Annotated in this window: 13 protein-coding genes; 12 read left to right on the top strand and 1 reads right to left on the bottom strand. The window is 40.9% G+C overall.

The genetic code is table 11. The annotated features are described in order from the left end of the window. Positions 1–87 precede the first annotated feature (87 nt). On the top strand, positions 88–4,254 hold the full coding sequence (locus tag VB620_RS13685) for a chemotaxis protein CheB (protein ID WP_323196705.1): 4,167 nt from the start codon (positions 88–90) through the stop codon (positions 4,252–4,254). Positions 4,255–4,403: 149 nt separating this feature from the next. Here VB620_RS13685 and VB620_RS13680 read toward each other — a convergent pair whose 3' ends face one another. Beyond that, the gene (locus tag VB620_RS13680) at positions 4,404–5,669 is read right to left on the bottom strand and encodes a molybdopterin molybdotransferase MoeA (protein ID WP_323196704.1); all 1,266 of its coding nucleotides are present in this window, start codon (positions 5,667–5,669) and stop codon (positions 4,404–4,406) included. Between the two features lie 257 nt (positions 5,670–5,926). Between VB620_RS13680 and VB620_RS13675 the strand changes: the two genes are divergently transcribed. The 11 genes from VB620_RS13675 to rpsR all read left to right on the top strand — a co-directional run bounded on the left by VB620_RS13675 (position 5,927) and on the right by rpsR (position 14,570). Further along, positions 5,927–7,435: a pyridoxal phosphate-dependent decarboxylase family protein gene (locus tag VB620_RS13675; RefSeq protein ID WP_323196703.1), complete on the top strand. Its 1,509-nt coding sequence runs from the start codon at positions 5,927–5,929 to the stop codon at positions 7,433–7,435. Positions 7,436–7,550: 115 nt separating this feature from the next. Beyond that, positions 7,551–9,095, top strand: coding sequence for a phenylacetate--CoA ligase family protein (locus VB620_RS13670; protein ID WP_323196702.1), 1,545 nt, complete (start codon positions 7,551–7,553; stop codon positions 9,093–9,095). 199 nt (positions 9,096–9,294) lie between these two features. After that, entirely contained in the window at positions 9,295–9,726 is a 432-nt protein-coding gene (locus VB620_RS13665; protein WP_323196701.1) for a hypothetical protein, read from the top strand. A 105-nt stretch (positions 9,727–9,831) separates the two neighbouring features. Further along, positions 9,832–10,659 (top strand): hypothetical protein, encoded by an 828-nt coding sequence (locus tag VB620_RS13660; RefSeq protein ID WP_323196700.1) that lies wholly within the window; start codon positions 9,832–9,834, stop codon positions 10,657–10,659. A 52-nt stretch (positions 10,660–10,711) separates the two neighbouring features. Then, positions 10,712–11,122 carry a hypothetical protein gene (locus tag VB620_RS13655; RefSeq protein WP_323196699.1) on the top strand — a complete coding sequence of 137 codons (411 nt, stop codon included), beginning with the start codon at positions 10,712–10,714 and terminating at the stop codon, positions 11,120–11,122. A 91-nt stretch (positions 11,123–11,213) separates the two neighbouring features. Then, positions 11,214–11,777: a hypothetical protein gene (locus VB620_RS13650; protein WP_323196698.1), complete on the top strand. Its 564-nt coding sequence runs from the start codon at positions 11,214–11,216 to the stop codon at positions 11,775–11,777. A gap of 107 nt (positions 11,778–11,884) precedes the next feature. Further along, a complete protein-coding gene (locus tag VB620_RS13645; protein WP_323196697.1) occupies positions 11,885–12,622 on the top strand; it encodes a hypothetical protein in 738 nt (245 codons plus the stop codon). 109 nt (positions 12,623–12,731) lie between these two features. Continuing rightward, positions 12,732–13,289, top strand: a complete 558-nt coding sequence (locus VB620_RS13640) for a cysteine hydrolase family protein (protein ID WP_323196696.1) — start codon at positions 12,732–12,734, stop codon at positions 13,287–13,289. Between the two features lie 266 nt (positions 13,290–13,555). Continuing rightward, positions 13,556–14,113 (top strand): RDD family protein, encoded by a 558-nt coding sequence (locus tag VB620_RS13635; RefSeq protein ID WP_323196695.1) that lies wholly within the window; start codon positions 13,556–13,558, stop codon positions 14,111–14,113. Between the two features lie 44 nt (positions 14,114–14,157). Further along, entirely contained in the window at positions 14,158–14,352 is a 195-nt protein-coding gene (gene rpmG, locus VB620_RS13630; RefSeq protein ID WP_323196694.1) for a 50S ribosomal protein L33, read from the top strand. 2 nt (positions 14,353–14,354) lie between these two features. Then, the gene (gene rpsR, locus VB620_RS13625; RefSeq protein WP_089092213.1) at positions 14,355–14,570 is read left to right on the top strand and encodes a 30S ribosomal protein S18; all 216 of its coding nucleotides are present in this window, start codon (positions 14,355–14,357) and stop codon (positions 14,568–14,570) included. The last annotated feature ends 34 nt before the right edge of the window (positions 14,571–14,604 follow it).

Genomic DNA, 14,604 nt, shown 5'->3' with positions numbered 1-14,604 from the left:
TCAAACGGTTTTAGCTAAAGTAGAACCAGAGTCATCAAACTTTAATTAATCACAAACAATTTTCCGAAACCTGCTCGGCTGAAAATAATGAACTCTCAATCCAACTCTTCTGACGGGAAGGTTAGCCAAAACGAATTATTTCCCATTGTCGGTATGGGTGCTTCAGCCGGAGGACTAGAAGCATTTAGAGAATTACTCAGCCATTTACCTATTGATACAGGTATGGCCTTTGTCATAATTCAGCATCTCAGCCCCAATCAAAAAAGTTTGTTGACAGAGATTCTTTCTCGCACCACCCAAATGCCTGTGGTAGAAGTAGAGGATGGCATAGTGGTGGAACCAAATCATGTTTATGTAATACCACCCAATAGGATGATGAACATTAGTCAAGGAATCCTGCAACTGAGTCCACGAGAAAAGACGCATGGATTTTCCATGACAGTTGATACTTTCTTTATTTCCTTAGCAGAAGAACGGGGAAACAAAGCCATTGGGGTGGTACTGTCGGGGGGTGACTCTGACGGCACAAGGGGACTAGAATCAATCAAAGCAGCTGGGGGGATCACTTTTGCTCAGTGTGAAGCATCGGCAAAAGTTAATAGTATGCCGAATACAGCCGTGGCTTCCGGCTATGTAGATTTTATTTTAACACCGCAACAAATTGCCGCAGAATTAGCTAATATCAGTCAGCATCCCTACGTTAATCATCCCACCTCAGTTAAACCCATAGATATAATACCTGAAGGCACAGATTCCCTATCAATCATCTATACTCTACTGCTAAATGCGACCAAAGTTGACTTTAGCCATTACAAAAACACCACCCTGAAGCGGCGCATCCAGCGACGGATGATGTTATCTAAACTAGACAGGCTAGAAGATTACGTCAGTTATCTCCAAGATAACCCCGCACAAATTAAAGCTTTATATCAAGATCTACTAATTACTGTCACCAGTTTTTTCCGCGACCCCGAAGCCTTTGAAGCCTTAAAGACAGAAATTTTTCCCATAATTACCAAAAATAGAACCCCAAACTCACCCATCCGCATTTGGGTAGCTGGTTGTTCCACAGGTGAAGAAGCCTACTCTATCGCTATCTGCTTGCTAGAGTTTTTAACTAATCAAGTAACTAATATTCCCATCCAGATTTTTGCCACAGATATCAACGAATCAGCAATTGAACAAGCTCGCAACGGTATTTATAAAATAAATCAAGTAGTAAATATTTCACCAGAACGGCTCCAGCGATTCTTTGTCCCCGTCGAGGGCGGTTATCAAATTAGTAAGCCAGTGCGGGAACTGTGCGTTTTTGCCAGACAAAACCTGATTGGCGATCCCCCATTTTCCCGGTTGGATTTAATTACCTGTCGCAATGTGCTAATTTATTTGGGCAGCGCCGTGCAGAAAAAGCTGCTGCCGATTTTCCACTACGGTCTGAATGCCAATGGTTTTTTGATGTTAGGCACATCGGAAACAGTCGGTGAGTTCCCGGACTTGTTTGCTTTAGTGGATAGAAAGAATAAAATATACTCCCGGAAAATTACTGCAACTCGCTTGGGCATGGATCTGATTACCAACAACTATCCTTTAGAAACTGTCAACACCCAGCCACCAGTCAGCGCAGATACCTGGAGTGATGTGGAACTGTATAAAGCAGCTGACCTGATTGTGTTAAATGACTACGCTCCGGTGGGTGTAATTATTAACGAAGATTGGGAAATTTTGCAATTCCGGGGATATACCAGTCCTTATCTGCAACCACCACTAGGCAGACCCAATTTTAACTTACTGAAAATGGCGAAAGATGAATTACGGTTAGAGTTACGTACCACTATTCATCAAGCGAAAAATAAACAAGTGCCGGTGAGTAAGTCAGGCATACAAATGAGAGATAACCAGCAAGTCAGGCAGGTAAAAATTGATGTTGTTCCATTTAAACCTCCTGCGGCTAGAGAATGCTACTTTTTAGTGCTGTTTGCATCATCCTCCCCAACCCCTATTTTAGAGGCAGTTAGCCCTCCTGGGCAGTCTAAGCGACGCAAGCCCAACGAGCAAGAGCAGGAGATTAAGCGACTTAAACAAGAGTTAGCAGCTAATAAAGAGTATCTGCAATCAATTATTGAAGAGCAGCAAGCTACTAATGAAGATCTACGAGCCGCTAACGAAGAAATTCTCTCCAGCAACGAAGAATTACAAAGCACCAATGAGGAATTAGAAACAGCCAAGGAAGAAATTCAGGCTACCAACGAAGAACTGAATACGATTAACGACGAACTACAACGGCGTAATATCCAGTCAAACGAAGTCACTAATGATTTACAAAATCTCCTCAGTAGTATTAATATTCCCATCCTGATGTTGGGAGGAAATCTGCAAATTCGCCGCTATACCCCGGTAGCTGAAAAAATTTTTAACTTAATTTCCAGTGATATGGGGCGACCAATCAGTGATATTAATCACAACTTGAATATTCCTGACTTAGAGAAACAAATTTTAGATGTAATTGGTACTCTCAATTTTAAAACACAAGAACTTCAAGACAAAAACGGGCGTTGGTATGACCTGCGGATTCGACCGTATCGGACAATAGACAACAAAATTGATGGTGCTGTGGTGATTTTAGTTGATATTGACGACCTGAAACGCAGTTCGGATCTGATTAGAACATCCAGAGATTATGTGCAGGCCATTGTCGATACGATGCGCGAATCTCTAGTGGTGCTAGATGTCAACTTACGAGTCATGAGCGCCAATCAATTTTTCTATGATACTTTCCAGGTTCTACCAGCAGAAACAGAACAACGCCTGGTTTACGAAATCGGGAATGGACAGTGGAATATTCCCCAATTGCGATCGCTTTTAGAAGAAATTCTCCCTTATGAAAACCAGTTTCAAGGTCTGGAAGTTGAACACAACTTTGAGCAAATTGGACAGAAAATCATGCGGCTCAATGCCCGAAAAATGACCCTAACAGACAATAGGGAAATGATTCTGCTGGTAATTGAAGATATTACTCAGCAAAAGCAATTAGAAGCAGAACGCACCCACCTTTTAGGTCAAGAACAGTCAGCTCGCAATGCCGCAGAAGCCGCCAACCGTGCCAAAGATGAGTTTTTATCGATTCTCTCCCACGAACTGCGTAACCCACTTAATTCTATGCTGGGCTGGTCGAATTTATTACAGAGGAAGCAATTTGATCAAGAGACAATTAGTCAGGGTTTAGCAGCTATTGAACGCAGCGCCCAGGCTCAAGCACATTTGATTACAGATTTGCTAGACATCTCTCGCATTAGTGCAGGTAGACTGCGAATGGATACCCAGCAAATTGACCTCGTTTCAGTAATTGAATCTGCCATTGAGGTAGTGCGTTTTTCAGCAGAAGCGAAAAATATTCAAATTGTCCGCCAGCTAACTCCTGCACCCACAAGTATGGTAGGTGATGGGAATCGCTTACAGCAGGTATTTTGGAATTTACTTTCTAACGCCATTAAATTCACCCCAGTTGGCGGTAAAGTTACTATCACCCTAAATTACACTGATTTTCAAGCTCAAATTCTAGTCAGTGATACTGGTCATGGTATTACTGCTGACTTTCTGCCCTATGTTTTTGAGCGATTCCGTCAAGCTGATGGTAGCAGAACCCGTTCTAACCCTGGGTTGGGACTGGGGCTTTCCATTGTCCGCTATTTGGTAGAACTCCACGGCGGTACAATTGCAGCCGAAAGCCAGGGTGAAGGTCAAGGGGCAACTTTTACAGTCCGGCTACCTCTGCAATCTCCCAAGCAACAGATATCTTCGCCTACATTCACGGAACCAGCAGCTTGCATAAATCAGCCAGAACTACCAATGGATGAAATTCCATCTCTGGAAGGAGTACGGGTATTAGTGGTAGATGATCAAGCAGAGATCATCCAATTATTTAAAAAGGTTCTCGAACAGTCTGGAGCGGAAATGACAGGAGTGGAATCAGCAAAAGAAGCTCTCGCCACCCTGATAGCCAACCCTGGTGGGTATGATGCACTTTTATCTGATATTGGTTTACCAGAAGAAGACGGTTATAGTTTAATTCGTCAGGTCAGAGAGTTGAGTCCTGAAGCCGGGGGAAAAATTCCCGCCGCCGCCCTCACAGCCTATGCTGAATATGCAGACCATACAGAAGCTTTAGCCGCAGGTTTTCAAATGCACTTCGCTAAACCGATCTCACCCGCCCAGTTATTATCTATAGTCGCTACCTTGGCTGGTAGATTGAAGTAGGAATTACGGAAAATTATGAAAAAATGAACCGCAAAGTTCGCAAAGAAAGGAAGAAATAAAATCCTTGGACTTACGCAACAAATCTTGTGAAACCTCTTTCCTTTGTGTTCTTTGTGTCCTTTGTGGTTAGTTCCTCCTAAAAACACATTTCATCCGAGTGTAATCTGTAAAACTTGAACCTCTGCTTGTGCAGAAATCATAGTTGTACCCACGGGTAGAACAGCTAAAGCATTGGTTTCAGCTAAGTTAATTAAGTTGCCGGAACTGTGACTACCAGCAGCTTTGTGAAATTCATACACTCCATCAATTAAACGCAAGCTACCCCAAATGTAAGTTTCTCGCTGACCATGAGACTTTAACTCGTCATGCGATCGCACTCTGAAAAATACTGGTTCCCAACCCCTAGCCAACCCCGAAAGTTTCCTCATCGCTGGTTGCACAAATCGCCAAAAAGTCACCAAGGCCGAAACTGGATTCCCCGGTAAACCAAAGTAAATGGGGGAGTTACTTCGACTACGCTCAGTAACCGGGGGAGTGGGGAAAGTAGCAACTGTCAGGGGTTTACCTGGACTCATAGCCACAGAGCGAATATGAATTTCTGCGCCCAAGGATACTAAAATCTGATCGATATAATCATAATCACCCACAGACACACCACCAGAAGATAAAATCATATCAGCATGAACCATAGCGTAGGCGATCGCCTCTCGCAACGCATCTGGATCATCTTTCACAATACCCAATAATAACGGTTCTCCCCCCGCCGCCCTGACTAACGCCGCCAAAGCATATTGATTAGAATCCACAATTTGACCAGGTTGTAAAATCTGATCAGGTGTCACCAACTCATCGCCACTAGAAAAAATTGCCACACGCGGACGACGGTAAACACTTAATTTTGCACATTGCGCCGCCGCCAAAACCGCAATTTCTGGAGCATTTAACTTAATTCCTACTGATAATAATTGTTGCCCACCTTGATAAAAAGCCCCCTTGTGTCTGACAAATTCCTCCGCTTGGGGCGCAGTTAAAATTAATACATTGCTCCCTTCCCGCCGTGTCCTCTCCTGCATCACCACAGTATCCGCCCCACTAGGCATCACCGCCCCAGTAAAAATTCGCGCTGCTTGTCCTGGCTGAACTGTCAACTGGGGTTGATATCCCGCCGGAATTTCTTCAATAACCTCTAAAACAGTCGCCTCTAACTCACTAGACTCCTGTACATCTGCATAACGCACCGCATAGCCATCCATCGCCGAATTATCCCAATAAGGAAAGTCTAATTCACTACTAACTGAAGTAGCAATAATCCGGTTATCTGCCGCCCACAAATCTATAATTTCTCTATCCTGTTCCCGATCTAAAGGTTGCACTAAATTTAAAATAATTGCCTCTGCATCGCCCACTGATAGCATGATTCATAACTCCGATGATTCACATTTAATTTTTTATTTTCCTATCTTCTCACCAAAACTCCGCCTAAATACTGAGTTTGAGTAATTAATATTTTTACTGAGAACGACACTCATAAGTAGGCTTTTTTCTTACATCATCGCATTGACATCAAGATTGCTGGATGCTATGAATGAAACGTGTATTTTTGGGTAAGTGCATTAACTCATAGCAGTTACCATCGAAAAATCAGGGAAACTTATTTAGGGGCATAGCTTAAATGTATTTAAGTGATCTGGGTATCAATGCCGAACACCGAGGAAATACTGGTGAAGATGTCTTCGATCCTGACTTGTTTCGGAAAAGTGCAGAGATTGTTATATCCAAGTTAGAAAAATACTTGGCCGAATCCTCAATCAGAGGGCTAGAACAGTCCAATCCTTATGTTCTGTTAGAAGCCGCCAAGGATCTGATGACTGAGGAATACCAAAGCATTCCCGCCTTTAATCCCGAAAAATTAGAAGCGATTATTGACTTATATATTAAAACCGGGATACAAGTTTACTCGCCGGGATATATGGGTCGGCAATTTTCTGGTGTGATTCCCTTGGCTGGTCTTATTGATTTGCTCAGTTCCATAGTGAATCAACCATCCTCCTTTTATGAAGCCGGACCACTACCTAACGTGGTTGAGCGAATTATGGCCAGTGAATTGAATCAATTCATCGGTTGGGACCCAGAAAGTTTTGCTATGGTCACCACTTCTGGCGCGACATTAGGCAATTTAACAGCCCTATTGGCCGCTAGAAATCATACATTTCCCCATATTTGGTCTGAAGGTATCTCTGCGTTAGAGGGGCAGTATCGTCCGGCAATTGCTGTGAGTGAAGATGCACATTACAGTATTAATCGCGCTGTAGGAATCATCGGGATTGGGGAAAACCAAATCGTTCGTCTGCCAATTAACCAGGAACGACAAATTTGTATAGAGAAAGTCAGACCCACCCTAGAAGCAGCCGAGAAACGAGGACTAAAGGTTTTCTGCCTAGTGGCTTCCGCCGGAACTACTTCCGTAGGAGCTTTTGACCAACTTGACCAATTAGCAGAGATTACCCAAGAAAAAAATATCTGGCTTCATGTAGATGGCGCTCACGGTGGTAGCTTACTAGTTGCCGATAAATTGCGCCACAAATTAAAAGGAATTGATCAAGCAGATTCCTTTGTCTGGGATGCTCACAAAATGATGTTTCTACCTGGGGTGTGTACCCTTCTTTTCTATAAGAATAAAGAGAAAAGTTATGGAGCATTCCATCAACAAGCTAGTTATGTCTTTGAAAAAGTTCCCAATATCTACACTCAATTCGATAGTGCAGAACAAAATTTTGAGTGTACGAAAAGACCCCTAATCATGAACTTATGGGTATTATGGGCCCTTTACGGAAAAGCTCTATTTGCTAATAAGATCGAGTATTTGTGTGATTTGACCCAGCAAGCCTATCAGATCCTGACAGCAAAACCTGATTTCCAGGTACTTCACAAACCAGAAGCTAATATTCTTTGCTTCCGTTATCTCCCCTCAAATTTAGTTGAGAAAGATTTCCCCGATTTTCAAGTTGCAATTAGAAACCGGATCACAGAAAAGGGAAAATTCTTCATTTCCAAGGTCGATATTAATAGTACAGGGTCTCTGCGCGTCGTTTTCATGAATCATGAAATCAATAGCGATCACATCCAGATGTTAATATCTGAAATTACAAAAACTGGACAAGAATTACTCAATCAATTATAAACATTCTGGAGATAAATCAGTTTTTCTGCGTGCCGTTTCTGGATGTTAATATCTCAAATGAAAAGGCACAATAATTGCTCAATCAATTACCAATAATCAGGGTCTAAATAAAAATATGTTGACTGAAACTCAGATGGCATCTACCTCTAATCAAGAGTTGGTAAATCAGTTGATTTCACCTGATGAATTAGAGCCAAAATCAATTGATGAAGTAGTTAAACTACCTTCGTTCTTGAGTAAAATCAAGAAATGTGAAAGCCTTCTGGAAACCAACTATAGTGAAATTGACCGCTCCACTCAAAATGCTTTAGTGTTGCGGCGCTTGCAACAAATGACCAATACTTTAATGCTCAATCCTATTTGGAAAGAGATGATTGAGAAGTCTGGTCTGAAAAAAGCTCCCCGCAATTTTGAGGAATGGCAGCAGTTACCTATGTCTGATAAAACAGTCATGAGTGACTTATTTATGGGATCGAGACCAGGTTTAGTCGTACCCTTAAGCTATGGTGGTTTTGAAATTGTCGCCAGTGGCGGAACCACTACTGGATTACCAGTGGAAATGGTTTATTCACTACGAGAGTTACAAGATACCTACAAGCTCGCCGGAGAATTTATTGGGAAATATATGTTAGGTAATTACCTAACCGGAGATGATCCCAAGTGGGTTGCTACTACCTTAGCGGACTTTCAAATGTGGAGTAGCGGCACAATGGTTGGTGGTGTTTTACAAAGCATCCCCGGCATCAACTATCTGGGTGCAGGCCCGGTAATGAGGGAAGTTTATCACCATATTATGTCCTATAAAGGACCCAAAGCAATTATGGCAATTTCGGCGGGAATAGCCATTTTGAGCGACCTCGGTATTGGCTTAAATGAGGAAGCCAGAAAAAGTTTCCGCGTAGCAATGTACGGTAGTGGAGTATTACCACATCGTAAGCAACTAGAGCTAAAAGAGCTTTATCCCAATCTCGAAATTTTGAGTTACTTTGCTACAGTTCAAAATGAAGCTATTGGCTTGCAATTACAGGGTGATTCACCCTATTTGGCTTCGGTTCCAGGTTTACATCTGATTGAGATTGTGGATAGTGAAGGGCGGTGGGTTGCTGAAGGAGAAGAAGGTGAGTTGGTTGTGACTCGACTTCATGGACATGAAGCACCCTTTTTGAGATTTAAATCAGGAGATAGAGTTATCCGTCGTCCTAATTTAGATGGACCAGGATTGAAGACCCAACAATTTGAGTTTCTAGGTCGTAGTGGAGATATTATTCACATTAATGATACACAATATTCTGCTCCCCAAGTCTACGCTTCCCTCTGTCATGAATTGAAATCATCTGGTATTTTCGACTTGGAAGCACTGGCGCATGAAATTCAGTTTGTCAACTCTCGCACAACAAAAAGTTTGCAATTAATTGCGGCGGTAGATGATGCCAAGAGTTTATTTATCAGAATGGATAATATGTTGGGAACTGAAGGAATTAAACGTTTATTTCTGCAATCTTTAACCCACTCATTATCTATATTTAACCAAGGAGAAGCTAATGTGTATTATACAGAGAAGAGTGGCTACAAGTTTGAAATAAAGCTGGTTAAAAAGTGGTCTGAGGAGATTTATAGAACTCCCTTAAGTAAGGTTCCTTTAATCAGAGATGTATTTTAAAATTAGCCAATTTTTGAGTGGTATGCATTAAGGTAGGGAATTTCACTCCCGAACCCTAGATTACTTATTCTAGTAAGCTTGTCAAGAGCTAATTCTTGATTTATTCAGGTTAGCTCAGTGCAACAAGAATCCTCTGAATTTAGTTGAGAGGAGTGATAACGACTGTCTTTTTTTAAGTCAAATAACAGTGAGGAAAATTATGGAGTCAAAGATCAGCATATTTAGTGTTGTTGATGTCATTGAATCGCTTTCTGGCGGCACGCTGTTAAATGGTAATCTTTGCATGATGGACGATAGTCCTGCTGGTAGCTTGAATCAAGGAACACCTAACTTGGTGACTGTGTGCAAACCAGGAGAAATTATACACTGGACAATTTTGGCTCTTGATTTGCAGACACCGGTAGCTATCAGAAAGATTACCTTTCTTAACCAAGATGGTACTAGTGTTGAACCGCTTCCAAGTGACCCTACAAAACTGGAAAGCGACAAGCTGCATCTCAATGTTTGGTCTGGAATTGTGCCACATTACCTTGTACCTGGAGTGGAGTATCGATATAGATTCGAGCTTCAGATGTATGAAGGAAAGAACTGTCTAATGTATGTAGACACCCCTGCTTTGAAGATAATTTAACGGAAAGCCCATCAATAAGCCTCCAAAAACGGTAGTTTATGACCCGTTGGGACTAGGTTATTCGAGAGTGAAAACAAACTTAAACTCAGGAAAAAAGGAAACGTTATGAGCCAACAGCTTGGAATAATTTTGCTGATTGATGTTGCGGCAGCTGTAGCAGCCAATACGTTAGAAGGTAACACTTACCTCTTCGACAATATGAGATTACAGGGGTCAGAAGGTTTAGGAACTGGTAAATTGATTTCTGCAATCAATGGTGCTAGTTACTGTGATGGTTCCCAGGCTAATGAGCAGGTGTTGAACTGGCTACCCTATGGTGTTGGTTCTTTGCCACCTACCCTACCCAAGAGCTTTCTATCAGACAAATCCAAAAATAGCGATCTCAAGGTACTTGATAATATCAAAGACCTTACAGATAGATTAACTAGCGCTCAGGGATCTACAAAAATCGCTGATGTCATTAAGGAACTAGAAACTATCTCGCAAGATGTTGGTATCAAGACCAAGCTTCAGACTAAAAATGGTAATGCCAAATATGATATTGGCTCTTCTGGACAAAAAATCATGGATGTCACAGGAGAGCTAGTTAGCGAAGAGGACGGGAAGATTCCTGAGATCAATTCTCTGAATCCAATCATTACCAATATTACTGGTGAAGCAGTTGATAAAAAGATTATCTATCCAGCTGCCTATGGATCTCCTGATATGGTTACAGACGGCTGGTACTGGGCTGCATCTGTAGATACATCTAGACCGGGAACCTATGCTTATACAATGCATATCCAGTTGTACAAGCTCTCACCTGATGATGGAGCATGGATCTGGATACCAGTAGACTTTACCTATGACGCGTATATTAAGGTCTCCAATGATCCTAAGAGGAATGGGTTTACAAATGCGGGTATGGGATACCTCCCAATTCCGATGGGTTAGTTAACTGCTTGATTTGCAAACACAATCTCAAAAAAGGAAAGAGAGATAGATTATGGCAACAAAAACAATCACCATCGCCAGTGTAATAGATGTTGTAGGCGCATTAGCCACTGATTCTTTGAGTGGAGAAGTCTATTTTACCGATACTGAGAAAGCGAATGGTTCCACAGGTCATGGTACAGATAGTTTGAAAACTATGGTAGCAGCAGGAGATCGGTTGGTTTGGACAGTGACATTCTTAGAATGCGAAGCCTATGCTGCTATTGATGAAATTATCATTGACAAAAAATATTGCGAGCCAGAAAAGAAGGTTTATGAAGGCACTGATGTCTCCTACTGGTCTGGTATCGTTAAAGAAGATGTTGAGCTAGTTCCCTACACAATCAAATTTTTAGTGGGGACTCGTGCAGAATCAATCCCAACAGCTTCCCCTCTCTATCTTGTTGGTAAGAATGCTAAGTAATTGACAATAGATTTGATGTTTTAGGACTGCATTCTTTGGCTTCATAGTCTGCGGAAAATCACAATTTGTTCAACTAAATAACCAGAAAACTATGTCAAATAATTCAACTCTCAAGAAGCAAAATCCAGGACAGCTAAATTCAGTACAGCTGAATATAGTCTCGGTTATAGACCTTCATAAAGCGGTGAGAAATAAGTCGCTGAAAGATACCCTTTACATGATGGATAATAGTGTGGGGGGTACAGGTCAAGGAACAGATCATTTGCAGACTGTCTGTAAGCCAGGACAGGTTATCAACTGGATTATCTATCCCATGGATATGGAAAAGAGACCCGATGGAACTTGGCCTCCTATGCCAAAAATTAATAACATTGTGTTTCTGGATAGCCAACAAGAAGGCGACGGTGAAGAATTTTCTGAAACTAAGATATGCACTGAGTTGAAGGTTTACGGTGGTCCAGATATGATGCGATCGCCTTATTGTCCAGTTTATTATTATTGGGCAGGAGCCGTGTTAAGCACTTTAAAGCCTGGCGTTTATAATTATAGGTTTGTTCTTGAACTTGAGCAGGAAGGTAAAAAAGAGAAAATGTATTTACATACTGAAAATAAGCCTTCGTTAAAAGTCATTAATATCTCGGATGGACAATATTAATCTCTACTACCAGTGTTTCTTTTTGCCAATCTGTTATATCAGATGAGAGCATGATTAAGCATCTAGGTCTGGAGATAATCATTCCATAAGCTGAAATTTACCTGACTATGAATAGAAGTGTGGGCAGCGATGCCCACATTACAATAATTAAAACATCCTCTAAAATTGTAGAGATGATTTGTGTGAAAACTGTGAATGATAAACACACGGTCAAATTTCGGATTATTGAATCATGCGACTTTGAAGAAACTGTTGATTTATGCTGTAATTTATTTGTAAATAATGAACCAATAACTAAAAGTTTGAAGATAAACTATCAAGAGTTTAGAAGATTTGTTGAACCTTATTTGCTCAAAGCAATTGCAGATAGAATTTCTATTATCGCTATTGATAATCATGGGACAATTGTTGGTTTTGTCATATCAGAGCCTTTGATGACAATACCTCCTTATCTTCAGGGTATTAGTCATAAATTTGCCCCGATTCAAAATTTTTTAGAGGAATTAAAATATATTTATTTTGCTAAATATCAATATTATTACTGGGAATTATTTCAGATATTGCATATTGTTTTATTAGGGGTTAAGGATGAATACAAAAATCAACAAATTGGGATGAATTTAATTAGAGAAAATTTAAAGTTAGCCAAGCTCTACAACTTCTCTTTAGTCATTTCTGAGGTAACTGGACTCAAATCCCAAAGTGTATTTCGGAAAATAGGCTTTCAAGAAGAAGTAATACTAAACTATGATTCTTATGTCTTCAATGGGGATAAAATATTTTCATCTATTAAAGAATCAACAAGTTGTAGCCTAATGTCATATAGGATTAATACAATACACTGATTGCATTTGTTGCTGTTAGTTAATTATCTATTTATTTAATAGTAAAAAAAGTATTTATAGAGTGATTTTATGTTAAAAAAGAGTTGCCGTCGACTTTTCAGGAGATAACATGAAAACTGCATTAGTCCTAGTCGATATTCAACACGATTATTTTCCAGGTGGGAAATGGGAACTTGTGGGCATGGATCTAGCATCACTAAATGCTGCAAGGTTGCTTGCTGCTTTTCGTGAACAGGATTTTCCCATTTTCCATGTCCAACACATAGCCAAGAATCCGGAAGCACCGTTTTTTGTGGAGGGAACTCATGGTGCGGAGATTCATGAATCGGTTCAACCCCAAGAAAACGAAAAGATTATTATCAAAGAGTTCGGAAACAGTTTTCGTGAGACTAATCTTCTGGAGCATTTACATGATGCTGGTGTAGAAAGATTGGTGATTTGTGGGGGAATGAGTAATATGTGTATAGATGCAACAACTCGTGCCGCAAATGATTTGGGGTTTGAGTGTATTGTGGCTCATGATGCTTGTGCCGCTAGCAATCTTGAATTTTATGGTCACTTTACACCAGCCTTAGAGGTTCACTGTTCTTTCATGGCGGCACTTGCTTTTGCATATGCTAAAGTTGTCTCTACTAATGAGGCGATCGCCCTAGCGCTTAAGGTTTAGTTAAAGTTTTTGACATACTCCTACACTTGCACAGGCAGTAAGTGTAGGCCTCCAATAACCCAATCAAGAGTAAGTCTGTCTATAGATAGATGCGTCCGAATTTCTACCTAATTTATCTAAACAAATGTATAGCCAATTGTTATTCTAGATGGATGATAAATTAGCAATTATTTTCTATGAACAGAAGCTCAAAATTTAGCATCATGTAAGTCTGAGTAGTTCACCTAACATGAGTTTATTATAAGCTCATGTAACTGTATAAATTTATGACTATAGAAAGAGTCCCCAAAAGACACTATCCCAAAGCTGATATTGGACGGCGAGGTATGGCATTAGGGCTGGATTTCCTGGGAGTCTGGTTAATCAGTTCTATATTAGGAAATACTGATCTGGGTATCCAGGTGGTGCAAATTCTCGTGTTTCTGTTCTGCTGGTTGATTTTTCGGGTACTGATAGTTTACAACAATCAAGGGCAAAGCTTAGGGCGTTGGGCTTTTGACCTGAAAATTCTGGAAGTTAGGAATGGCGAAATTACAGGTAGAGTTCCGACGTTGCGATCGCTCCTCCAGCGAGAAGCTATAATCGGATTCGGTACGCTTTTGGTGTCAATTGCCCTTAGCAACATCAGAGCTAACCCCACTGCTATACTGCTATTACTTCCCCTAGCAATTGATTGTGGCGCTGCTTTATCTGATAATCAGATGCAGCAAGCTCTACACGACCGCTATATCGGTACTTTCATAGTTTCGTCGCGTCGTGGCTATTCGTTAGATATAAAAATTAAACGATTAGTTGAAAAAATGCTCCGAAGTGTGAGAAGATAGTAATTTGTGTTAATTCTCTTCAGGCTTGACTGTTTGATAAGATTATGGCTAAGAGTAAAGGTGCCCGCATAATAATGACACTCGAATGTACTGAGTGTCGTACTAACCCAGATAAGCGATCTGCTGGTGTTTCCAGATATACCAGCACCAAGAACCGTCGCAACACGACCAGTCGGGTAGAACTGAAAAAGTTCTGTACCCATTGCAATAAACACACTGTTCACAAGGAAATTAAGTAAAGATGAGCTATTATCGTCGTCGCCTGTCTCCCATAAAGCCAGGAGATCCAATTGATTATAAAGACGTTGACTTGTTGCGTAAATTTATCACCGAGCGCGGTAAAATATTACCCCGTAGGATTACAGGGCTGACCTGTAAGCAACAACGCGATTTGACATTAGCAATTAAACGGGCGCGGATTGTGGCTCTATTGCCATTTGTCAATGCAGAAGCTTAAAAAAAATTCATGAGTTATGAGTGATGAGTTAAGA

Origin of the sequence: Nodularia harveyana UHCC-0300 (assembly GCF_034931085.1) — a bacterium.
GTDB classification, from domain to species: domain Bacteria; phylum Cyanobacteriota; class Cyanobacteriia; order Cyanobacteriales; family Nostocaceae; genus Nodularia; species Nodularia harveyana.
This window is presented reverse-complemented; position numbering and strand designations above follow the sequence as displayed.